This window comes from Vibrio sp. YT-16 (genome assembly GCF_033337405.1).
Taxonomy (GTDB): Bacteria; Pseudomonadota; Gammaproteobacteria; order Enterobacterales; family Vibrionaceae; genus Vibrio; species Vibrio alginolyticus.
The window spans coordinates 618,031-640,194 of record NZ_JAWOQQ010000002.1; the positions used below are offsets into that span (position 1 = coordinate 618,031).

The 22,164-nt window shown below is 42.2% G+C and carries 18 protein-coding genes and 1 pseudogene; 11 read left to right on the forward strand and 8 right to left on the reverse strand.

All coding sequences use genetic code 11. The annotated features are described in order from the left end of the window. Positions 1 to 37: 37 nt before the first annotated feature. Positions 38 to 640 (reverse strand): multifunctional acyl-CoA thioesterase I/protease I/lysophospholipase L1, encoded by a 603-nt coding sequence (gene tesA / locus R7F07_RS06005; protein WP_171342935.1) that lies wholly within the window; start codon positions 638 to 640, stop codon positions 38 to 40. Between tesA and R7F07_RS06010 the strand changes: the two genes are divergently transcribed. The 3 genes from R7F07_RS06010 to R7F07_RS06020 all read left to right on the forward strand — a co-directional run bounded on the left by R7F07_RS06010 (position 639) and on the right by R7F07_RS06020 (position 5,579). Then, positions 639 to 1,331 (forward strand): ABC transporter ATP-binding protein, encoded by a 693-nt coding sequence (locus R7F07_RS06010; RefSeq protein WP_005376323.1) that lies wholly within the window; start codon positions 639 to 641, stop codon positions 1,329 to 1,331. The two genes, tesA and R7F07_RS06010, sit on opposite strands and share 2 nt — an antisense overlap. Next, entirely contained in the window at positions 1,331 to 3,787 is a 2,457-nt protein-coding gene (locus tag R7F07_RS06015) for an ABC transporter permease (protein ID WP_171342936.1), read from the forward strand. The genes R7F07_RS06010 and R7F07_RS06015 overlap by 1 nt, the downstream gene beginning before the upstream one ends. 352 nt (positions 3,788 to 4,139) lie before the next feature. Then, on the forward strand, positions 4,140 to 5,579 hold the full coding sequence (locus R7F07_RS06020; RefSeq protein WP_033907074.1) for an FAD-dependent oxidoreductase: 1,440 nt from the start codon (positions 4,140 to 4,142) through the stop codon (positions 5,577 to 5,579). Positions 5,580 to 5,607: 28 nt separating this feature from the next. On the opposite strand, the gene R7F07_RS06025 is transcribed toward R7F07_RS06020, so the two are convergent. Genes R7F07_RS06025 through R7F07_RS06035 form a run of 3 tightly spaced genes read right to left on the reverse strand, consistent with a single transcriptional unit; the run spans position 5,608 to position 7,978 of the window. Beyond that, positions 5,608 to 6,543, reverse strand: coding sequence for a biotin-dependent carboxyltransferase family protein (locus R7F07_RS06025; RefSeq protein ID WP_005376316.1), 936 nt, complete (start codon positions 6,541 to 6,543; stop codon positions 5,608 to 5,610). Continuing rightward, positions 6,540 to 7,223, reverse strand: coding sequence for a 5-oxoprolinase subunit B family protein (locus tag R7F07_RS06030; RefSeq protein WP_064354778.1), 684 nt, complete (start codon positions 7,221 to 7,223; stop codon positions 6,540 to 6,542). The genes R7F07_RS06025 and R7F07_RS06030 overlap by 4 nt, the downstream gene beginning before the upstream one ends. Further along, a complete protein-coding gene (locus R7F07_RS06035; RefSeq protein WP_005386314.1) occupies positions 7,223 to 7,978 on the reverse strand; it encodes a 5-oxoprolinase subunit PxpA in 756 nt (251 codons plus the stop codon). The genes R7F07_RS06030 and R7F07_RS06035 overlap by 1 nt, the downstream gene beginning before the upstream one ends. Before the next feature lie 319 nt (positions 7,979 to 8,297). Here R7F07_RS06035 and R7F07_RS06040 point away from each other — a divergent pair, with 319 nt between their 5' ends. Both R7F07_RS06040 and galE read left to right on the forward strand, forming a co-directional pair. Next, positions 8,298 to 10,256, forward strand: a complete 1,959-nt coding sequence (locus R7F07_RS06040; RefSeq protein ID WP_171342937.1) for a diguanylate cyclase domain-containing protein — start codon at positions 8,298 to 8,300, stop codon at positions 10,254 to 10,256. 54 nt (positions 10,257 to 10,310) lie between these two features. Continuing rightward, a complete protein-coding gene (galE, locus tag R7F07_RS06045) occupies positions 10,311 to 11,327 on the forward strand; it encodes a UDP-glucose 4-epimerase GalE (protein WP_171342938.1) in 1,017 nt (338 codons plus the stop codon). Between the two features lie 334 nt (positions 11,328 to 11,661). Here the strand turns inward: galE and R7F07_RS06050 are convergent, their stop codons facing one another. Continuing rightward, complete coding sequence (locus tag R7F07_RS06050; RefSeq protein WP_053303617.1) at positions 11,662 to 13,800, reverse strand: TonB-dependent hemoglobin/transferrin/lactoferrin family receptor; 2,139 nt, start codon at positions 13,798 to 13,800, stop codon at positions 11,662 to 11,664. A gap of 231 nt (positions 13,801 to 14,031) precedes the next feature. On the opposite strand from R7F07_RS06050, the gene R7F07_RS06055 reads away from it, so the two are divergent. Continuing rightward, positions 14,032 to 14,919, forward strand: a complete 888-nt coding sequence (locus R7F07_RS06055; RefSeq protein WP_017634152.1) for a LysR family transcriptional regulator — start codon at positions 14,032 to 14,034, stop codon at positions 14,917 to 14,919. 77 nt (positions 14,920 to 14,996) lie between these two features. On the opposite strand, the gene R7F07_RS06060 is transcribed toward R7F07_RS06055, so the two are convergent. Continuing rightward, the gene (locus R7F07_RS06060) at positions 14,997 to 17,630 is read right to left on the reverse strand and encodes a bifunctional acetate--CoA ligase family protein/GNAT family N-acetyltransferase (RefSeq protein ID WP_171342939.1); all 2,634 of its coding nucleotides are present in this window, start codon (positions 17,628 to 17,630) and stop codon (positions 14,997 to 14,999) included. A gap of 236 nt (positions 17,631 to 17,866) precedes the next feature. Here R7F07_RS06060 and R7F07_RS06065 point away from each other — a divergent pair, with 236 nt between their 5' ends. From R7F07_RS06065 to yciH, 4 genes are all read left to right on the forward strand, one after another. After that, positions 17,867 to 18,436: an SPOR domain-containing protein gene (locus tag R7F07_RS06065; RefSeq protein WP_005390018.1), complete on the forward strand. Its 570-nt coding sequence runs from the start codon at positions 17,867 to 17,869 to the stop codon at positions 18,434 to 18,436. 149 nt (positions 18,437 to 18,585) lie between these two features. Beyond that, positions 18,586 to 19,575 carry a D-alanine--D-alanine ligase gene (locus tag R7F07_RS06070; protein WP_033907069.1) on the forward strand — a complete coding sequence of 330 codons (990 nt, stop codon included), beginning with the start codon at positions 18,586 to 18,588 and terminating at the stop codon, positions 19,573 to 19,575. A 128-nt stretch (positions 19,576 to 19,703) separates the two neighbouring features. Beyond that, positions 19,704 to 20,090 carry a DUF3319 domain-containing protein gene (locus R7F07_RS06075; protein ID WP_005376294.1) on the forward strand — a complete coding sequence of 129 codons (387 nt, stop codon included), beginning with the start codon at positions 19,704 to 19,706 and terminating at the stop codon, positions 20,088 to 20,090. A gap of 1 nt (position 20,091) precedes the next feature. Next, on the forward strand, positions 20,092 to 20,403 hold the full coding sequence (gene yciH / locus R7F07_RS06080) for a stress response translation initiation inhibitor YciH (RefSeq protein ID WP_005376292.1): 312 nt from the start codon (positions 20,092 to 20,094) through the stop codon (positions 20,401 to 20,403). A 254-nt stretch (positions 20,404 to 20,657) separates the two neighbouring features. Here yciH and R7F07_RS06085 read toward each other — a convergent pair whose 3' ends face one another. Both R7F07_RS06085 and R7F07_RS06090 read right to left on the reverse strand, forming a co-directional pair. Next, a complete protein-coding gene (locus R7F07_RS06085) occupies positions 20,658 to 20,888 on the reverse strand; it encodes a hypothetical protein (RefSeq protein ID WP_318110464.1) in 231 nt (76 codons plus the stop codon). Between the two features lie 250 nt (positions 20,889 to 21,138). Then, positions 21,139 to 21,489 (reverse strand): hypothetical protein, encoded by a 351-nt coding sequence (locus R7F07_RS06090; protein WP_053307695.1) that lies wholly within the window; start codon positions 21,487 to 21,489, stop codon positions 21,139 to 21,141. An 81-nt stretch (positions 21,490 to 21,570) separates the two neighbouring features. Here R7F07_RS06090 and R7F07_RS06095 point away from each other — a divergent pair. Beyond that, a pseudogene (locus tag R7F07_RS06095) lies at positions 21,571 to 22,086 on the forward strand (LysR family transcriptional regulator); the annotation flags it as partial. Between the last annotated feature and the right edge of the window lie 78 nt (positions 22,087 to 22,164).

Below are 22,164 nucleotides of genomic sequence, written 5' to 3' on the forward strand. Positions count from 1 at the left end.
AAAGTTACGTAAAACTTATTGAGCTAGACCATTAAAATTAGAGATGTTTAATTAATTCTTGAGCAACGAAATCAGCGATCCAAGGTTGTGCATCTGGTTTTGGGTGAAGGCCATCATCCATCATCCATTCTGGTTTGGTGACAACATGCTCTAAGAAGAATGGCATCAAGGCAACTTGTTGATGCTGTGCAAGCTTAGGGTAGATATCGTAAAACATATCGCTATAGCGCTTACCATAATTAGGTGGAACCCGAATTTGCATCATGACAACGTCCGCACCAGAATCTTTTACCATGGTAATCATTTTTGAAAGATTCGACGTAATAAGTTTAGGAGGGAAACCTCTTAGGCCATCGTTGGCACCTAACTCAATAAGTACCATGTCAGGGCTATGCTGAGTTAGCAACTGAGGTAACCGTTCTAAGCCATTGCCGGTTGTATCGCCAGAAATGCTGGCATTAATAACTGTTACATCTTGACCATGTTCTGACAACGCATCAGGGAGTAAGCTAGGCCAACTCTCTTCGATCGGCATCTGATAGCCTGCACTCAAGCTATCACCCAAGACAAGTAGCTTTTCGCTCGCATGTGCAGTAGCGGAAAAACAAAAAAATAGAACTAAGGAAAGTATACGAATCATGCAAACACCTGTACTTAATGCACCTATTGTTCAAGCCAATTTGGTTTCTAAACAAGTCTCTACTAATCAAGAACAATTAACAATCCTCAAAGACGTAAATGTTGACATCCGAAAAGGAGAAAAAATCGCCATCGTCGGAACTTCCGGTGCAGGTAAGTCAACATTGATGACGTTGCTAGCTGGTCTTGATACGCCGACATCAGGCGAAATTACTTTATTAGGTCATGAATTATCAAAACTGGACGATGAAGCACGTGCGAAAATTCGGGCTGACTCTTTAGGTTTCGTTTTCCAAAGTTTCTTGTTAATCCCGAGTTTGAGTGCATTACGTAATGTCACGCTTCCTTGTCTTTTACGTGGTGAAGCCGAAGATGAAGCAAGAGCAGCGGAATTATTAGCTGCTGTTGGATTGGAAAAACGTGTCGACCATTTACCAAGCCAGTTATCTGGTGGTGAACAACAGCGAGTTGCGCTAGCGCGTGCATTTATGACACAGCCTGAGCTGTTGTTCGCAGACGAGCCTACCGGCAATCTTGACCATCAAACCGCAGACAAAGTGATTGAGCTGCTATTCGATCTTAATGAACAGCACGGGACAACTCTGATTTTAGTAACACACGATGGTCATCTAGCAAGCCGATGTGACCGTATCTATCGTATGGAGGCGGGTGAGCTTAAGGAGGAGATATAATGTCTGCAGTATCATCAAGTGAAGCAACATCCACAGAGCAAAACAGTACAACACAGCACTCGTCGAATAAAAGTTTGATACGTTGGAGTTTCGGCGAAATAAGGCAGGGGAATCTTTGGCCTATTAGCGTTGCTCTTATTCTCGTGATTGCGAGTATCTTTGCGCTTTCTGCATTAGCAGAACGAATGGAGCAGGTGATCGTCAAGCAGGGGAAGGATGCATTAACGGCAGATGCGGTGTTTGTGTCTGCTAATCCCATTCCGGACACGTTGTTAACCTCGACTGAAAACCTTGAACGTTCGATGATGACGCGATTTGCCACTATGGCATTTAGCGATAATGGTATGCAGCTTATTTCTGTAAGGGCGGTGGATGATAATTACCCTTTAATGGGAGAGCTCGTTCTTGAAAATAATCCGGCCGGTCGCGTTAAAGAGAACCAACTCTGGCTTGATGAGCGGATTATGACTCAACTAAACGTAAACTCAGGTGACAGCGTCACGATAGGCGATGCCGAGTTTACTGTATCAGGCGCAGTATTGATGGAACCTGGCTTGAGCTTTAATCCATTTCAGCAAATGCCTTCTGCATACATTCATCAAAGTGACGTAGATAAAACAGGAGCAATTCAAGTTGGGAGCCGAGTTCAATACCGTCTGTTTTTACAAGCCGATGATAAAACACTAAAGAGCTTACAAGATGATACGCAGCTTTCTCCGAGCGATCGCTGGCGCACGCAAGATACTGCCAGTCGTAGTAATGAGGTTTTTGAACGCACGACGCAGTATCTGTCGTTGACCGTAGCGATTGTCATCATTATGGCAGCGACAACATTGGTTCTTACTTGTCAAAATTACGTGAACAGCCGGACACAAACTATCGCGATGTTGAAAAGTCTTGGTGCGAGCCGCCGATGGATTGAAAAGTGGTTATTTATTCAAGTCACAATCCTTCTCATTAGTGCCAGTGTCGTCGGTATATTGTTAGGGAGCGGGCTGGAATATTTATTACGTATTCCACTCAAAGACTTATTACCCGACCCACTCCCTAGTTACGGCGTCACACCATTTTTGGTGGCATTTATCTCAGCAGTCTTGATTACGGTGCCTGCTCTCGGTATACCACTTTTAGGCTTGATTAAAACTCCCGCGTTAGAAGTGCTACAGCAGGGTAAAGCGCAACGTTCTTGGAAGCGAATGTTACTTGTTCTAGTGCCCGTTATTCCATTACTTTTACTGTATGCTGATAACACCTTAGTTTGGATCGTGCTCACTGGTATAGCGGTACTGTTTGTGGTACTCGCAGCAGTTAGCGTCACACTCACAAAGCTGTTTGCACGTATGTCAACCCATTCTGCAATGAAGCTTGCGTTGAGTCGTATCAACCGGACGCCAGTAACCAGCGGTCTACAGTTTGGTGCTTTGGCATTATCTTTGATGTTGCTGTCTATCATTTGGCTTGTGCGCAGCGATATTCTCGCTGATTGGGAGAGAACCTTACCTGCAGACGCGCCAAATGTGTTCGCTTTAAACATTGGTGATTATGAGCTCGATAACTACCTAGAAACCCTAGATAAAAATGGAGTTACGCGGTCCCAAGCTTATCCAATAATTCGTGGACGACTAACAGAGATCAACGGTCAAAACGTCAAAGAGGTTGAGTACGAAGGAGAAGGTTCTGACGCGATACGTCGAGAGCTAAACCTGACATGGGGAGACAGCCTACCAGAATATAATGATGTGCTTTCGGGTGAATGGACAAACAAAGGGAGTGTATCTGTAGAAGCGGATGTAGCAAATGACTTAGGCATCAAACTCGGTGATACGCTGCGCTTTGTAATAAACAGTCAGAATTACGATGCAGTAGTAGATACCATCCGTTATGTCGAATGGCGTGACATGAAGCCTAACTTTTATTTTATTTTCTCATCTGACGTGATGGCTAATTTACCTGGTTCTTACCTCATCAGTTATAGGATTGAAGAAGGAAATGAAGCGTTGTTGACGTCAATGTCACGTGCTCACCCAACGGTCTCTGTTTTAGATATCCGAACTATGGGCGAGAAAATTCAGGCTTTGATTCAGCAAATCGTATCAGCAATCACCATCCTTGCTCTTTTAGGCGTTGTTGCTGGTCTGCTGCTCATCTTTACTCTACTGAGGTTAAGCTTGTCCCAACGTCAACAAGAGATTCGTTTGTATCGTACATTAGGTTCAAGTAAGAAACGGATCAACACAACCCTGTGGGCCGAGTACGGAATTATGGCGTTGATTGCTAGTGGTGTTGCGGTATTCGCTGCGGAAGTTTGTGTGGCCGCAGTCATGACATATGGATTCGATCTCAATGTACAAATTCACCCCGAATTGTGGATAGCTTTACCGCTTGCAACATTTGTTACGTTGGCACTTGTAGTGATGAGTTTGTTGAAAAGATTGTTAACGCCAGTAAACACTTAATCGCAGCGAGTGTTATCAAGTTTGGAACACTCCATGACACTTTTATTTTAGTTATCCACAAAAACAGTGGATAACTTTTGGGATAACTAAATGGGGTAAAAAGTGGGGTGTTTCTGCAGGCTTTGCGCCATGGGTCTTACAGTGAAATTCTTATTCACATAGACACAAAAAAGTGTCTTCTTAACCATGTAGTCAAGTACTTTTTCGCAAATTTTTTCCACTTTAATGCACTTTACAGGCGCTGTTGGATATTTCGCAAACCCATGAACTTTTTGTGATTTTAATCAAGTCCAAACACGAGTAGAATTCACCGTTAGTAAAGAATTTTCCTTATAAAATTTTTAGTGAAGCAATGAAGTCTGAGTTTCCAAGTTATAAAGATAAGCATATCGCTGTTGTTGGTGGCGGTGTAGCAGGTGCAACAGCAGCAATTCATTTTGCGGAGCTGGGTTTTAAAGTTTCCGTAATAGAGAAGGGCGTATCACTAGTAAATGGTCCACCCATTTGTCATTTGCATGCTGGTGGTAATTTATATCGAGAGATTTCCGAGCAACAGTGCTTAGACTTGTTAGCACAATCTATTGATACTGTTCGCCTGTATCCGCTTTCACTGAATATTCGTCCGACAATCATCGCGGTTCCTCATTCCGATGGTGGAGACCCATCCACACTAATTCCGCGATTAGAGGTTGTGAAAAGTGCTTATCAGACGCTCGTTGATAAAGATGAGAGTAATAAAGTGCTCGGCGAGCCAAGCGAATACTACAAACTGTATTCAAAAGCGGAGCTAGAAGCTCTCGCGCAACGTACTCAACCAAGTCATCCTACAAACTTCGATGAGTGGTGCATTCCTTTTGCTCAACATGCTGATCTTGAAGCGCTAAAGTATCCTGTTGTCGCAGTTCAAGAATATGGTTGGAGTGTTTTTCGCCTCGCCGCAATTGCCAACTTAACACTAGATACGCTTCCTAATGCTTCAGTCTTCACACAAGCAACGTTTAAGCAAGCCGATTGGATGGGGGAACACTGGCAACTTGGCTATGAACGTGAAGGTATCGATTACCTGATGACATGCGACTACTTGGTTAACGCGTGTGGCTTTGAAACAGGCTCAATTGACAACACAGTTGGTGCCAAGCGAGACAGGTTGGTGGAGTTTAAAGCCGCTTACGTTACGAGGTGGGCAGACTGTCAACAACAATGGCCAGAAGTTATTTTTCATGGCCCGCGTGGAACCGATAAAGGAATGGCTCAATTGACGCCTTATGGCGATGGTTACTTTCAACTTCATGGTATGACAAAAGGAATCACGCTGTTTGAAGATGGTTTAGTGGAGAGCACGAACTCATCTGCTCAACCTGAACTGCCTATGCCTTTACTCTCGAAGATCCGTTACGGCTGGAGAGAAGAAGTGTTAGAAGAGCGAACGAACAACGCCATCAAACACATGGCGCAGTTTATTCCCGACTATCACTCTGCTGTAAAAGGAGGAAAAGCATTATTTGGCGCTCAGCAAATTCCCGGAACAGATCCAGTACTCAGAGCGGCAGATGTGACTTTTGAAGATAACCACTACGCGAGAATAGAGGTGGTAAAAGCGTCATCGACACTACTCGCAGCGCAAAAAATGCTTCAATTCTGGTTTGACATCGATCCTAACCAAAATGTGGAAACACAGCATCCGGTCGCTGTGAAGTGGTCTGAACAAGAGGTCGAGCAGTACGCGATTAAACTCACTCAAGAGCGAGGCTATCCACAAGCTTTAGCAGTGCGTTATGGTATGCCTGCATAATCGGCTGTGTTTGGGCTCAGTGGTTGTATTAATACCCAAAAAACTGAGCCCATTGGCACCATACTTCTTGCAAACCTAGTCTATCTCCTTTCACAAAATTGACTTTTTGTCCGGGTTTCGCCTGTGCCAGTCTAGGTAAGTCAATACGAGCTACGCAGCCAAATTTAGGATACCCGCCAATAGTCTGGTGATCGTTGAGCAGCACAATAGGGTTACCATCGCTAGGTACTTGAATTGAACCTAATGCAATTCCCTCTGATAGGACGCCTTCGTAAGGTGGACGAATGTTATTGCCCTCAAGACGGTAGCCCATGCGATTCGAATTGGGGGAGATGATGAATGCTTTGTTGTAAAATGCTTGGCGAGCGTCTTCATCAAAGTCCTCGTTCTGATAGCCTTCAATCACTCTCAGCTTAATGGGTAAGTTGTAATCTGGCTTAAAGCGAAACGTCATTTGCCTTGGTTTACGTTTCGGTAAGTTATGAGGGACAAAGGGAAGAATATCACCAGCTTTCAAAGCGCCACCATTTGAATCATAACCACCTAGAGATTCTCGCAAGACGGTCGATGCGCTTCCTAAGTGCTGAGCAACATTGAATCCACCTTTAACCGCTAGGTAGGAGCGAAGTCCATTCCTTGCGACTCCGAACTGAAGCTTCTGTCCTTTTTTCAACGTAAAGTCAGACCAATTTGAAATAGGTTCACCATCTATTTTTGCATTTAAATCACCGCCACATATAGCAAGGTGGCAGTTATGCAAGGCAATAAAACAAGCGTTACCCAAAGTAATTTCAATCGCAACGCAATTGACTACGTTACCAAGCAAATGGTTGGCCCAACTGTAAGCATAGTCGTCGACCGGGCCACCTTGAGTCACACCGACATGCGCCAAGCCAAAACGACCAAAGTCTTGAACTAAAGAGAGCGGTCCTGGCTTTTCCACCAGTAATCCACCGTAACTCATAGTACGCCTCCTAAATCGATAAACTCTTGTTTTGAAATAGCATTAAAGGTGACCTTGTCACCCACTTCAAACGGTATAAAAGGAGGAGAGTCGGAGAAGAGCGCAAGCGGGCTTTTACCAATAATGTTCCATCCGCCAGGACTATCTGATGGATAGACGGCCGTTTTAGAGTCTGCGATTCCGACACTTCCGGCCGGCACGTGAGTTCTTGGTGTGGCAAGCCTTGCCATGTGCAATTGAGTATCAACGTCAGAGAGAAATGCAAAGCCTGGAGCAAAGCCAATTGCAGAAACCGCGTACTCGGTTTTCGTATGCAGGGTAATAAGATCGTCTAATGACAGACCTCGCTTTTTAAAACGAGATAGATCTAACGCGGTTTCTTCAGAGTAATATACAGGGATAGTAATGTGATTCGGCTGGGAAAGCTTAAGTGATTGAGTATCAAACTGGCTCACGATTTGTTGCAGCTCATTGACTAAGTTCTTTTCGTTGATTCGAAAAGGTAAGTAATCAATGAGAATAGTTTGATAGGAGGGGACAACGTTCATAACAATTGAAGCGAAAGTTTCTCTTATGCTGCGAGCAAGCTCTCCGACTGCATTTTCAGAAATACTCTCATCAAACTTAATGAAAATACTGCACTCGGAGATCAAAGAGATATTAAATTTCTCTTTATGCATTAATTTCCTCCAGCGTATAGGCTTTGGCGGATCTTTTGGATCAGCGCGATCGACTCTTCATTGTCACCATGAACACAAATTGTATCGGCTTCCAATAATATGTAACCGCCTGAAGCGGTTTTGACACGCCCAGAGTCAGCTAAGGTCCGGACTTGCTCAAGTATCGCGTGCTCGCTTTTTAACACGGCATTGGGCTGTGTTCTAGGAGTCAGTAAGCCGTCATCTTGGTATAAACGATCTGCAAATGCTTCAAATAGCAAGGGAACATCATAATCGTCTGCGATTTCTAAGTATTTTTCGTTTTCCTGTGAAGCTAGGATCATTAACGGTACTTTGAACAGTGCTGCCGCCTTTACTACCGCTCTAAATATCGCATCACTTTTCATCATGTCGTTGTATAGAGCACCATGAGGCTTTATGTAACTGATGTCTGTGTATTGCGCCCGGCATAATGCTTGTAAAGCACCAACCTGATATATAACCATGTTCGTAATTTCATCACCCGTCATGCTTATGCTTCGTCTGCCAAAGCCTTGTAGGTCGGCGTAACCTGGGTGTGCGCCAATATCAACATCGTTGTCATTCGCTAGGGTGATGGTGTCGTGCATGACATTAGGGTCGGAGGCATGAAAACCACACGCGATGTTCGCCATATCAACATGGGGCATCACGTCTTCATCTGCGCCCATACTCCAAGAGCCAAAGCTCTCGCCCATATCACAGTTCAATGTAAGTTGCTGTTTATTCAATGTCATACGTTTTATTTCTACACAAGCAATGGGTTTACGATGCAGGAAAATGCATCTAGGTTCAGTGACTCACTTCATTCTTCTATCATGAAAACGAGGCTTTTTGAGCAGATAGGTGACGAAAAAGATCACGTTAGTCCATAAAGATGTTGCCGTTATTTGAGTTGATCCGAATTTTGAGGTATTTCGTTTCTTTTCCATCCAATTTTTGAGAATTTAAGGTTATTTTGCATTAGCATCGTGTTAATCTTGTCGCCCTTCATGGGTGATAGATTGCATAATGGTTCTTCTGTCATTTTTGTAGTTGTCTGCGACAGGAATATATATGTCATTACGAGCGAAGCTTATTTGGCCTCTTCTGGTCTTTTTAACGGCTATCTTTGTTATCTCAAAAGGTTACACCTCGTATACTATGTACCAATCGTCTAAGCATGAACTGGTCGAGCAGACAAGAAAGCTGATTAACAATGTTTCTTTCTCAATTAAAGATGCGCTGACGACAAAGGACAAGCAAAAAGCTCAAACTATTCTCGCCAACTTTTTAAACCAGCCAAATGTAACGCGGGTCAAACTTTATGACCAAGATGACCAACCATTCGCTGTTATGGAGATAAGTGGGGCACTGGCACCCGTTCCAAGTCAAACCGAAAGAAGTAGGTTGCACGCTCTAGGGTATGCCTTATCAACCAAATTTCTTTATGTTCTAGAGCCGATTATCCATGATGGCTATGTCATTGGTAGCATGAGAGTTACGCTTTCTCATCGCCCAATTGTAGAAGCCATACAATCTTTACTTCAAGATGGCGCTTTACTTCTTCTGTTTCTGATCGCTGGTGGCACTGTTTTTTACATAAGTATCGAGAGGCTTGTTCTCAAGCCCGTGATGGAACTCAACCGCGTAATAGAGAATGTGACACACGGACGAAACACGGAAAATCAAGCTCGCTATTACGCCAAGGATGAAATTGGAGACCTCGCGAGCTCTTTCAATCAAATGATGAATAGGTTAACAGTACGTGAGAAGCAGCGGCAACATTCGCTAGACACACTAGAACAAAAGCGCGCATTTTCAGAAGAGGTTATCGAATCTGTTCAGCATGCATTAGTTATTACAGACAATTCCGGACGTGTTATTCATTGTAATACGGCGACCCAGCAAATATTTCAAAAAAAATTAGATGAACTTAAATATGCCAATATTCGTGATCTAATTAAAACCAAAACACCGAATGAGCTGAGTCAGATCCTGAGTCGAGGCCTAGAGTGCGATGATATTCACCTCAAAAATGCAGATAACGAACAGCAGTTGAGCCTAACCAGTCGTCGCCTCTCGACACATGAATACTTACTGTTTTCGATTCAAGATATCACCGAAATTGAAGAAGCCATAAACCGGCAACGTGTTGCGGGACGTGTTTTTGAAAGCAGCCAAGATGGTCTCATTGTTCTTAATCATCGCGGTGTCATTACGATGGTAAACCCTGCCGTCACTAAGTTAGTCGGCTTAGAGGTGGATCAGCTTATTGGGAAGTCATTCATCCAAACGCTAAAGTGGCGCAAGTTACAGGAAATGATGCCTAGTATCATCGAGTCGATAGAAAATTATGGCGTTTGGCAAGGTGAAGTTATCGAGAAGAACCATATTGGTCAGTTTGTACCGATGTTTGCTCGAGTCAATCGTATCGTTAAGTGTGAAGACTATGGTTTCTATGATCTGGTTATTGTTCTTACCGACCTTTCCGGCGCAAAAGAGATGGAACGATTAGAGCATTTAGCTCATCACGATGCTTTAACGGGGTTAGCCAATCGATCTAAGTTCCATTTAGAGTTGGAACAACTAGTACAACGCTCTGGATACTTGCGTGACGAATTTGCAGTTTTGTACCTCGATCTGGATGGATTTAAAGAAGTTAACGATACCTACGGTCATGATGCAGGTGATGAAGTTTTGAAAAAAGTTTCCGAGCGTCTAACATCTGCGACGAGACATAGTGATTTAATCGCAAGACTTTCTGGTGATGAATTTGTCATGTTGGTAAATCCCGCCAATCAAAAAGTGGTCACCCGAATAGCAGAACAGTTGCTCGAGAGCATATGTGCTCCAATTGAGTACAAAGGTCACTTACTCAAAGTTGGCGTTAGTATCGGCGTAAAATTAGTCGGCGTAAATGAGCGCGATGCTACTCGAGTTTTAAAAAGTGCGGATACGGCAATGTATCAAGCAAAGAAAGCCGGAAAAGGCCAAGCAATATTAATGGGATGCGAATTACAAGAGACAGTTTAAATCGTAACGTCAAAGCTTTAAACTAACCCAATTCGCGTCAGAAGGAATAATAAAATGAAAGTACTCGTTACGGGTGGTATGGGCTATATCGGTAGTCATACGTGTATTCAAATGATCGAAGCTGGCATGACGCCAGTGATTCTAGACAACCTGTACAACAGTAAATCTACGGTATTAGATCGAATTGAAAAGGTATGTGGTGTAAAGCCAACCTTCATTCAAGCCGATATCAGAGATAAATTGGCGATGGTAGAAGCACTAAAGTCACACAATATTGAAGCTGTTATCCATTTTGCAGGTTTAAAGGCCGTCGGTGAGTCTGTAGCAAAACCCCTAGAGTATTACGACAATAACGTTAATGGCACTTTAGTATTGGTTGATGCAATGCGTGAAGCCGGAGTTAAATCGTTGGTATTTAGTTCATCAGCGACTGTATACGGTGATCCTGCTTCTGTACCCATCACAGAGGACTTTCCAACTAGCGCAACTAACCCATATGGTCGCAGCAAATTAATGGTAGAAGAGTGTTTAACCGACTTCCAAAATGCGAACCCTGACTGGAGCATTACACTTCTTCGTTACTTTAACCCGGTAGGTTCACATCCAACAGGCGAGCTAGGTGAAGATCCTCAAGGTATTCCCAACAACTTAATGCCGTTTGTTTCTCAAGTTGCGGTAGGGCGCAGAGAGTTCCTTTCTGTGTTTGGTAGTGATTATCCGACCAAAGATGGCACAGGCGTACGTGATTATATTCATGTAATGGACTTATCCGATGGTCACGTTGCTGCATTAGAAAAAGTAGGTAGCAAAGCTGGCCTTCATATCTATAACCTCGGTACTGGTAACGGCTACAGTGTACTGGACATGGTGAAAGCATTTGAAGCCGCAAGTGGTAAAGATGTCCCATACCAACTTGTTGAGCGTCGTTCAGGTGATATTGCAGAGTGTTGGGCGGATCCATCAAAAGCGATGAATGAGTTAGGTTGGAAAGCAACTCGCACTCTAGAAGAAATGACTGGCGATACATGGCGCTGGCAGTCTACTAACCCTCAAGGTTATCCAGATGCCTAATCTTTAATTTACATAATAGTAACAAAAAGGCGCATAATTGCGTCTTTTTTGATCCAAATCGGAAAAAATCGTAAATTACTGGTTAAAAGGTAGCAAGTATATATAGAGCTGTTAAACTATGCCCGACTCTTAATTTGGGTTATAAATTTTCTCATAGCTATTGGGGTAGTTCATGGAACTCGGTCTGATCATCACTTTCATCATTGCAGCAGCAGTAATGGTGAAAAAAGAGATGGCAAAACAGTAAACTTTCATTTTTCATACTTTTCTTTACATTTTTGAAATGAAAGCCATAAAAAAGCCAGCATTACGCTGGCTTTTGTGTTTTTAAGGTTTAGAACTCGTATTTAACACTAATGTTGTAATTACGCTCAGCTTGCGTTTTGTCTCGACTTAACTCAGTCTTACCGCGAACATCGTTCCAAAGATGGTATTCTTCATTCGTTAGATTCATAACACCAGCACGAATGGTTATATCTTTCATTGGTTTGTAGTACGCCGTTAAGTCAACGACTGTCGCAGACGGCAAAGCAACTTGGTCTTTGATTCCGCCTTTATCACCATCAGAGTTGATATCACTGTTCGATTTCTTAGCCGTGTAGTTTACTTTTAGGCTTGTCCCCCAAAGTGCATTTGGTGAATCGTAATTTACAGCAGCTACGGCATTCCATGGGTTTACACTGTTCAAAGGATTACCATCACCATCTTCACCTTCTGTGTATGCTGCAACAAAGCGAGTTGTCACGCCTGATGGAAGACCAGCAATGGCATGCCAATCAAGACGGTTAGAGAGCTCAACCCCTTTAATGTTTGCTTCACTAATATTGATATTTGTGAATTCAGTTAAACCACCATTGTTTGATGACGTTTGCTCAATAAAGTCACTGTAATCACTGTAGTAGAACGCTACTTCAGTTGCAGACGCTGCAGTGTTATGACGGTAACCAAGCTCATAAGACAAACTCTTTTCAGATCCCAAATTTGGGTTAGGGCGATTGGTATAGCCATGAGCCGGATTATCGTAGGTGTAGTAAAGCTCGTCGAACGATGGCGCTCGGAACCCTTGGCTCACTTGCGCGAAGATCGTGCCAGGTTGCGATACAGAGTAAGTTGCTCCTAAACGACCAGTTAATGCAGAGTCGCTAAACTTCTCGAATGACTCTTCAGAAGTATTTGAAGGATTAGTAGAGAAGTAATCGTAACGCACACCTGGAGTCAGAATTAGCTTGTCATTAAGAAGCGAAATTTCATCTTGCAAGAATAAACCAAAGCTTTCTTCTTTTGCATCCGGTGTGTAAACGTAAACAGTATCTGGCGTGCCAGGATCGGAATTAAACTCGCGATTGGTATTACTGATGTCACTATGTTTGTACGATATTCCGTAAACAATATAGTGATTTTGAATCTCTTTATCTAACTGAGTTTCGAATTCAAATTTGTCTTCAGTATATTCGTAATCTTTTTTCTGTTGGTTGTCACCACTAGGCGGTACGTAAGGTGGGTAACCAGGGCTAGCTTCGATAAAGCGATTAGAGACGCCGTTTTCTTCTTTACCAATCCATGTAAGCTTGGACGTGATCGTATCCGAGATAGCTGCATCTGCAAACCAAATGTGCTTGAGCCCAATGCGATTTTGCTTGGTTGTGTCTTCAGCGTTGAAGTTTTTGTAACTTTTATGTGCGATCTCTGAGTCAGTCTCGTTGTAAATAACTTCTCCCAAAAACTCCAAGCGATGAGCGTCATTCAATTGAGATTGAAGTTTTACCAATAGATCGTTTTTGTAATAATCTTGGTTGTCCACAGAATAGTTATCGTAAGGCGCCTTAGAGAAATTTTGTAGCTCTGCACCATCACGGCGTGTAAAGGCTATAAGTGCTTCTGTATTACCGAAACGCTTTGCTAAAGCTACATGCTCACTAAAAGAGTTATCTTCCGATGAATAAGAGAGTTTAGCTTGACCACCAAAGTCTTTACCATCTTTGAGGAAATCCTTCGGATCTTTTGTTTCGAATGCGACAACACCGCCAATTGCATCACTACCATGGAGGCTAGAAGCTGCTCCTTTAACAATTTCGACACTCTTTAGCATATCGGGGTCGACAGTAACGGCACTAGAATTGATAAACGAATATGGTCCACCGCTGAATACACCTGGTTGAGATGCACCGTCTACTAAGATTTTAACTCGTTTACCTTCCATCCCGCGAATGTTAATACTTTGGACGCCTTGGCGTTGAGTGCCATTAACAGTAACACCTGGCGTATACTCGAATAGATCATTCAAGTCCTTTACCATGTTTTCTTCGATGTCTTTCTCTGATACAACAGCAACAGAAGCAGCAACAGTGTTTATGGTTTGGTTGGTACGGGTGGCCGACACAACGACTTCTTCAAACTTAGAAGCTTCTTCCGCATAAGCAGTATGGGAAAGGGCAACTAAAATGGAGGCTGACAAAATTGATTTTTTATACATTGGCTTCAATACCTTAGATCCATAATAGGTAACAACACGCGGATATTAATGGATCTAAATGGTAATTACTATCATTACCATTGTCATTTATTGGTTTGTATTGAATCTTCTTCTTTGGCTATGAGCATTCCTAGTCTTTAGTTATCAATGTGTTATATTATTTGTCGTTAGTTCTTGATAAGTTCATCCAAACACAACGAATGTGATGGATATCACATTAAGAGAGGCCGTGTGCAGAGTCCAATTACGTTAGAAGCACTCCATATTCTAGATGCTATTGATCGAAGAGGGAGTTTTGCTGCTGCTGCGAATGAGTTAGACAGAGCCCCGTCATCGCTGAGCTATCAAATCCAGAAACTCGAGCAAGATTTAGACATTATTATCTTCGATCGCTCTGGTCACAAAGCCCATTTTACTGAAGCAGGTAAGCTTATTCTTGAAAGAGGAAGAGCCATTTTACAAGCCAGTGAAAAGTTAGTGAACGATGCAACGTTATTGGCGAATGGTTGGGAACTGGATATTACCATTGCCTTTGATGGCATTATTCCTATATCCAATTTTTTCCCGATGGTTGATGCGCTGGCCGAGGTCAGCTCAACTCGAGTCAGGCTGCAAGAGGAGATTCTGGCTGGTAGCTGGGAGTCGTTGAATACGGGGAGAGCTGATTTACTGATTTGCCCATCACTGGATACGCTTCCTCAAGAAGTTAAGTCAGAAAAAATTGGTAAAATGAGTATGTATTGGGTAGCTTCCGCTGATCACTATGTTCACAAGCGTAGTGGTAAGTTTGATGAAGCAGCGCGAGAAAAGTATCGGATTATTGCTATTGCAGATACCGCACGTGAGCAACCAGCGCTCTCAATTAATATCATTCAAAAACAGCCTCGCTTGACCGTCACCAACTTTACGGCAAAAGTAGAAGCGCTCACTGCAGGTTTAGGTATTGGTACATTACCAAGCCAAATTGCGCAACCTCTTATTGATAGTGGTGTATTGAAACGAATCGAAGGCACTGAAGAACAGCCGATGGATATTATTTTGGCATGGCGCCGGAACACTATGGGTGAAGCAAAATCCTGGTGTATTCAGTACCTAAAAAAGAATTGGAAACTAAAGTAACAACGTAACTTTTACTTCTTAAATTCCCATTGATTATCGAATGTAAGAAGTAAAAGTCATCGCTAATGCTGAGCTTTTCAATTTAAAGGGAGCACCATATCTGCCGTACCGTCTGCAAACTGGACATCGATCTCAAACCCCAAGTTCTGAGCCAACATCAACATTCCTCTATTTGTTGGCATGGTCATTCCAGACATTTGCTTTGTGCCTTTAACTTTGCAATAGCTGATTATTTTCTGCATCAGCACTTTGCCTAAACCTTTTCCTTTCAAATCTGAACGAACCAAAATAGCAAACTCAGCGTCACTATTGTCTGGTGTAATCAATGCGCGGGCTACCCCTATGATAGACGGTCCGTCAGTATTAAACGCTACCGCAACAAACGCCATTTCGCGGTCGTAGTCGATTTGAGTAAAGTTTGCCAAAGCCTCATGGTTGAACTCTCCAACTTCAGAAAAGAAACGTTTATAGAGATCTTCTTTCGATACGCTATTAATGAATTGAGCATGCAGCGGTTCATCCTCAGGCAAGATAGGGCGAAGCAGGATAGGTTGGCCATCTCGAAGCGTTACAGTTTCGACAAACTCTGCCGGGAAAGGGCGAATCGCTAGCCGTTTTTGGGCGTCTCCTTCGTATTTACACAGTGTGACATCTGCATCAAGGATAGTTAAATCGCTTCCGGACACCAACACTGGATGGATATCCAGCCTTTGTATTTCTGGTAACTCAACTGCCATTTGGGAGATACGAACCAAGAACTTCGACAACTCAGTAATATCGAGCGCATCTTTGTGTTTCTGCAGGCGAATCTTTCCAGACTTTAGGGCAACAACGACAAGGTAGCGCGCAAGCGTCATGTTCAAAGGAGGAAGTGCAGCGACGGCATCTTGGGCGATATTCCACTCAGAGCCGCCTTGACCAAGCAAGATCACTGGTCCAAAGACTTTATCTACTGCAATACTAATCCGTAGCTCTTCAGCGCTGCCGAGCTTTGCCATCCCTTGTACCAACAGCCCATGTACATTGGCGGAAGGGTAGCTGAGCTTTACGGTATCTAAAATGGATAGCGCTGCGTTGGAAACTTCTCGACTGTTTCTTAAATTTAGAGCGACACCGTGAACATCCGATTTATGAGGAATGTCTGGAGAACGCAATTTAACCGCAACAGGATATCCAATATTTTCTGCCATATGAACGGCTTCAATGTCGTCAGATGCAATCCACGTAGGCAAAACGTTAAACCCGAACAGCTTAAATAATGGGCTGGTTTGATGCGTATCCAAGGTAACTGTGTTTTTATCCAGTAGTCGTTCGTTTACCCATTCTTTTGCTGAACTCACACTTCCAGAATGTAATGGCTCTGCCGTCGTTGGCGTTTCCATTAGTTGTTTCTGGTTTCGTCTGTATTCGACCAAGTGCATGTATGCTACAACCGCACTTTCAGGTGTTCTATAGGTTGGAATGCCTGCTTGAGTAAAGGCCAGTCGCGCTTCTCTCGACGTTTGTTCTCCTGACCAGTTGGTCAAGATATTAAAATGCTTATGCCGAGGGTGAGATTTGATGGCATTAATAACGACTTGAGCAGTTTCAAGAGGATCAGAAACAGCAGAAGGACTATGCATAATCAATATCGCATCTGCACAGTCGTTATTCATCAGTGCGTTAATGGTATCAATATAGCGTTTTTGGGTTGCGTCACCAGACAGATCAATTGGATTTCGAGCACGCCAGTTGGATGGAAGTACTGCTTGTAATTGCTCAATGGAAGCGTCATCAAGCGTTGCGAGTTGGCCACCACGTTCAATCAAAGTATCAACGGACATAACAGCAGGGCCGCCGCCATTGGTGATGATCGCTAAACGCTCTCCACGAAGTGGCACAGAATGCGTGAGTGTTTCTACCGCGGCAAAAAGCTCATGCGTATTGCTGACTCGTAACATACCAGTTCTGCGAATAGCAGAATCGTAAATTACGTCAAGTGTATCTCCGTCTTGCTGCTCAAAAGTATTCATCTCTTTAGAGCGGCCCGCTTTTAGCACCAATATACGTCGGTTACGTGAAGCGGCGCGCGCAGCAGACATAAATCGGCGAGCGTCTTGGATATTATCAACATAAAGCAGAATAGCTTCAGTGTTTCCATCCATACTCAAATAGTCGAGCAAATCTGCAAAATCGATATCTTGTCCGCGCCCAATCGAAATGAACGAAGAAAAACCAATGTTCTTATCATTTGCCCAGTCTAAAACCGTGGTACAAACCGCCGCGGATTGTGAGATGAAAGCAATTTTTCCGGGTTTAGCTGCAACAGGGGAAAACGTGCAGTTAAAATTGTGCCAAGGAAGGATGATACCTAAGCTGTTTGGGCCTAAGACTCGAATGTTCAATGATGAGATATCTAAAGGATTAGGGTCATCAGAGATAACAATCGCAAACGGTGTGCCTCTCTCATCTAGCTCTTTAAGCAATTGCTCGTTACGTGAAACGTTCGTACACAAAATTGCAATATCTGGCGTATAGGGCAGGGAAGCTACATCAGGGTAAGCGATCACGCCAGATACGGCTTTATATCGCGGCGTTACTGGCATAATCGCGCCACCAAATCCACTTTGTAGAAGGTTGCGTATCACAACATGTCCTGCTCGCAATGCTTTTTGAGATGCCCCAATAACGGCCACAGAGTTGGGTTTAAAGAGTTTATGTAATTTATTCATGCTGACTCCTGGCCGTTTGTAAGTCACGTTGGCTTCTCGGTTTCATATCAATCATAAACGAATAATTTACTGATAAAACATCTTCAGACCAGACATTGCAGAAAATGTGTACGATGCTTATGGAGTTTGTGTTATTCATCACATCAAAATCACAGATTATTGTATTTGATGCTTGATAAACGGCCCTGCTATCGGCATGATTTATCGTAATATTTATCCAGAGCATTTGTTACTTCATGAAAAAAATCGCAATCATCGGCTTGTCAGTTCTGCTTTCTGCTTGTGCATCTGAAACTTACATCACGGATGTGACCTCAGAAAGTTACCGAGAGGACTACAAATCAGATCGTATCTCTAAACCAATTATGGCGTCTGAAAACGCTGTAGTAGAAAAAGACGTACAACCAACTGTTGTGAAAATGACGGCAAAGCCTGAAGAAAAGAAAGTAGTCAAGCTAACGCCAAAAGAGCAGGCGAAGCCAGTTAAGATCGTACCACCAAGTAAAAAGCAAGCTGGCATTCAACGATTCGGCTATACCATTCAAGTCGCAGCTGTGGGTAGCCAAGCTAAAGTCGATCAGTTTGCAAATAAGCTGCCACAGAACGGTCAGCCAATTTGGGAAAACTACAAAGTTGTAAACGGTACTAAGTGGTTCTCAGTTTTATACGGAGACTACGCAACAAGCGCAGAAGCCAAGCAAGCGATTTCGACTTTGCCAGCGCAATTTCAGCAGTTAAGACCATTTGTTAAAAGCATTGATGCAATCAAAAACTCAGCTTACCCAACGCTTAACAAATTAAATTAGCACATCAAATAAGGGAGCGAATAGCTCCCTTATTTATTTGCTCAAATCCTATTCGAACAACATTCCTCACATTAAAATTACTGTACGTCACACTTCAAAGGTTTATCATAATAAATAGTATCTTTTGTAGGTCACGGAAAGATGGATTCATGATTAAAAATATTCTTTTACTATGCGGCGGTGGCTCTTCTGAGCACGAGATTTCATTATTGTCTGCAAACTTTGTCGAACAACAACTAAATCTTATTGAAGACGTTCACGTTACACGCGTAGAAATTAAAAACGAAGGTTGGATGACCAACCAAGGTGAGTTGGTTTACTTGGATCTCAATACCAAGCAGTTGTGCTCAAGTGAATCTAATCAAACCATTGATTTCATCGTGCCTTGTATACATGGTTTTCCTGGCGAAACAGGCGACATTCAATCTCTGTTTGAAATCGCAGGTATTCCTTATCTTGGCTGCGGGCCAGAAGCGAGTAGCAATAGTTTCAATAAAATCACATCTAAGCTTTGGTACGACGCTATTGGCATACCCAATACGCCATACTTATTCTTAACGCGAAACGATGAAGAAGCTCACGTTCAAGCTCATAAAGCCTTTGAAAAGTGGGGAAAAGTTTTTGTTAAAGCCGCTCGCCAAGGTTCTTCCGTTGGCTGTTACAGTGTCACAGAAAAAGACAAGCTTTCTAATGCAGTAAATGATGCTTTTGGGTTTTCTGACCAAGTGTTGGTTGAGAAAGCAGTAAAACCTCGAGAACTTGAAGTTGCTGCATATGAGATGAATGGCCAACTACATATCACTAAGCCAGGCGAGGTCATCGCGCCTGATGGTGCTTTTTACTCGTACGATGAAAAGTACAGCAGTTCAAGTCACTCGCTCACAGAAGTTGAGGCGAAGAATCTAACTCAAATACAATTAGATTCCATCCAACACGCGTCAGAGACGGTGTTTAAACAAATGAATCTTCGTCATTTATCTCGTATCGACTTTTTCCTAACGGAAGATGATGAGATTTACTTAAACGAAGTAAACACATTTCCAGGAATGACTCCGATCTCAATGTTCCCTAAAATGCTTCAAAACAACGGGCACAAATTTCATGAGTTCTTGGAAGATTGTATAAACAGTGCAAAGTGATTAACGTTATCGAGACGCGTTTTATGATACAAGTTGTTTTCTAGAGCAAGGATTATTCAAGCCGTATTTGAATATTGCTCAGTAGCAATTATGATTATATCAACGCATTAAACAGATGACTCAGTGGTATGGCGATTTCAAATTATAGAGGTTTTAACCTGCAGTCAGTCGGATCAGATGGCAGTGTTTGGAAGGTTAAAATCAAGAACCACGTTTTACAGGGCAGTTTGACGGCGGTAAAGAAAAGCATTGATTGGTGGTGTGACACCGCATCGATTATTGATCCCAAAGAGTTTGCTTCACTCGGACAAAGAGTGCAGCAAACTGGTGTTGCAAAATCAGAGGTCTTTAACGGCTATACTATTCAAAACGATACAGGCCAACCTAACTCTTGGTACTGTATGTTTAATGGTAAACTGATTAAGGGCAGTAAAGCCGCTATTCAACGCCATATCGAAGCTTATTTGGTTGCAAAGCAAAAAGCGATGCAAGCTCAACAACAAAAGAAACAATAGAATGACTCTGGTATATTCAACAGAAACCGGTCGAATTAAACCGGAAGAAGAAAAAGTATCTCGCCCTAAAGGCGATGGTGTTGTTCGGATTCAGCGCCAAACGAAAGGCCGTAAAGGTAAAGGCGTATGCATTGTTACAGGTTTAGACTTGGATGATGCACCTTTAAAGTTATTAGCGGCAGAACTCAAAAAAGTCTGTGGCTGTGGTGGCTCTGTAAAAGATGGCAATATCGAGATTCAAGGTGATGCTAGAGACAAGATCAAGGCACATCTTGAAAAGAAAGGCATGACAGTTAAATTAGCCGGTGGCTAATTTAATATTTCCAGTAAACAAAAATGGCGTCTAAAGAAATAGACGCCATTTTTTATAAGTTGCTAATTGAAGAGCAAGCAATCGTAGATTGATAGATCGATATTAGCTATTTTATGGTAAATAACCATTATGTTTAATGCTCACAGTAAGGCCCTTAAATTTAAAATCTGCAGGGGAATAGGAGCATACTCAGACAACATTTAGCGTACGGCGATATGCAATTTAACATAATATACATAATGCGAACTTAAGGGTTAGAAGATTATCATTGGTGAAGTCAGTTTAGTTACACCGTATTTGGCTGTTGCTGCTTTGCAAGCCTCATCAGCTGTCTTGTATGGACCGTGAACTTCGATTTCACCACAGCGACAACTTGATAATAACCAGTCATCAACTTTAAAACCGTGTGGCTGATTAAGCTCCTTCATTGTATCTTGAGTTACGTTCAACACAGTACACGTTGGTTCTGCGTCTTGCTCATTCAATATGAGTCAACATGGACACGCATTTGCTTAACCCAAACGTATAAGTACTAGATTACCTTTATAGGAACAAGGAATCTAACAGATGTAACTCTCTACTTTTCAATCTATACCTAGATCTTTCTTCATATGCTCACTCAACTCGTTAGTGGTTCTTACATTAATCTTATGTTTGCAATGATGGATTCTCAACTCTTCACCAAATAATTTTACTAGTGATTTGGTATACAAAGCACTAATATTATTTATTATTCTATACAATGTATCTTTCTGATAAACAGATCTTTTCGAATTTTGTATTGCAGCCTTCATATTTAAATATCCTCACACGTTTAACTTTATAATTTAAAGAGTCAATTTCTACTTTTATTATTACTTTTTCCGATATAGAATGAGTCATTATCAATGATGCACAATCAAGAATTAAATCACCCGAATCCAACTTAGTAATTTCACGAGACAAATTTTTTATTTTTAAATCTTTATTTTCTATATTTAATCCGATTGAGTTAATTTCTTCAGGATATTGGTTTAACTTAATATCCAATATGGTTTTATTAAGATAGTAGTCTGCCATTATTTCATGGCGGCTTTTAAATATCATTGTCCCCCTCCGATGATGCAAGTTATACTTTCCCACCAGTTAAAAGACAACGTGACTCAGAGTTGCAAAAAGGTAACAATCATGGAATTGATGAACAATGAGCTGATCTGCTTTGCAGCCATTTGTAAACACCTCTCTCTTACATCGGCATCAAAAGAACTTGGAAAGTCGAAAGCTCAAGTCAGCAGGCAGCTAGCAGCATTAGAAAAACAACTTGGCGTAACACTCGTCCACAGAACAACAAGGAAACTCGTTTTAACTGATCATGGCGAAAGCATTAGAGAGCTTGCTATCAAGACGTTAGAGAGTTTGCACGAGTTAAATTACAGAGCTAGCTCGTTGAGTGAATGCATTGATGGAAAGTTTAAAATCACAATGCCCAACTCTATAGCCTCTTCTATTTTTGGTTCTGTTCTTAAAGACTTAAAAGAACGATATCCAAAAGTTGATTTTGAAATATCGTCAAGTAACAATGTAGAAAATTTATTAGAAAGCAATGTAGATTTAGCGATTAGGCTTAATAATGTTATTGATGACACTCTTATTGCACATAAAATTGGTGATTATAGTGATGTTTTGATATCTAGGGTAAGTAATGTGTATTAGTTCCGACTAGATCTGACACTTCAAGTTGAAAAGAAGAGAGTTACCCACTTTGATTAAAGGTGCTGAATC

What these genes read in the sequence shown, in the direction of transcription:
- R7F07_RS06025 (WP_005376316.1), bottom strand. Translation starts at nt 6,543, where the DNA reads ATGAGTTACGGTGGATTACTGGTGGAAAAGCCAGGACCGCTCTCTTTA.
- R7F07_RS06090 (WP_053307695.1), bottom strand. Translation starts at nt 21,489, where the DNA reads ATGATATTTAAAAGCCGCCATGAAATAATGGCAGACTACTATCTTAAT.
- R7F07_RS06065 (WP_005390018.1), top strand. Translation starts at nt 17,867, where the DNA reads ATGAAAAAAATCGCAATCATCGGCTTGTCAGTTCTGCTTTCTGCTTGT.
- galE (WP_171342938.1), top strand. Translation starts at nt 10,311, where the DNA reads ATGAAAGTACTCGTTACGGGTGGTATGGGCTATATCGGTAGTCATACG.
- R7F07_RS06030 (WP_064354778.1), bottom strand. Translation starts at nt 7,223, where the DNA reads ATGCATAAAGAGAAATTTAATATCTCTTTGATCTCCGAGTGCAGTATT.
- R7F07_RS06070 (WP_033907069.1), top strand. Translation starts at nt 18,586, where the DNA reads ATGATTAAAAATATTCTTTTACTATGCGGCGGTGGCTCTTCTGAGCAC.
- tesA (WP_171342935.1), bottom strand. Translation starts at nt 640, where the DNA reads ATGATTCGTATACTTTCCTTAGTTCTATTTTTTTGTTTTTCCGCTACT.
- R7F07_RS06075 (WP_005376294.1), top strand. Translation starts at nt 19,704, where the DNA reads ATGGCGATTTCAAATTATAGAGGTTTTAACCTGCAGTCAGTCGGATCA.
- R7F07_RS06060 (WP_171342939.1), bottom strand. Translation starts at nt 17,630, where the DNA reads ATGAATAAATTACATAAACTCTTTAAACCCAACTCTGTGGCCGTTATT.
- R7F07_RS06015 (WP_171342936.1), top strand. Translation starts at nt 1,331, where the DNA reads ATGTCTGCAGTATCATCAAGTGAAGCAACATCCACAGAGCAAAACAGT.
- R7F07_RS06050 (WP_053303617.1), bottom strand. Translation starts at nt 13,800, where the DNA reads ATGTATAAAAAATCAATTTTGTCAGCCTCCATTTTAGTTGCCCTTTCC.
- R7F07_RS06035 (WP_005386314.1), bottom strand. Translation starts at nt 7,978, where the DNA reads ATGACATTGAATAAACAGCAACTTACATTGAACTGTGATATGGGCGAG.
- yciH (WP_005376292.1), top strand. Translation starts at nt 20,092, where the DNA reads ATGACTCTGGTATATTCAACAGAAACCGGTCGAATTAAACCGGAAGAA.
- R7F07_RS06040 (WP_171342937.1), top strand. Translation starts at nt 8,298, where the DNA reads ATGTCATTACGAGCGAAGCTTATTTGGCCTCTTCTGGTCTTTTTAACG.
- R7F07_RS06020 (WP_033907074.1), top strand. Translation starts at nt 4,140, where the DNA reads ATGAAGTCTGAGTTTCCAAGTTATAAAGATAAGCATATCGCTGTTGTT.
- R7F07_RS06010 (WP_005376323.1), top strand. Translation starts at nt 639, where the DNA reads ATGCAAACACCTGTACTTAATGCACCTATTGTTCAAGCCAATTTGGTT.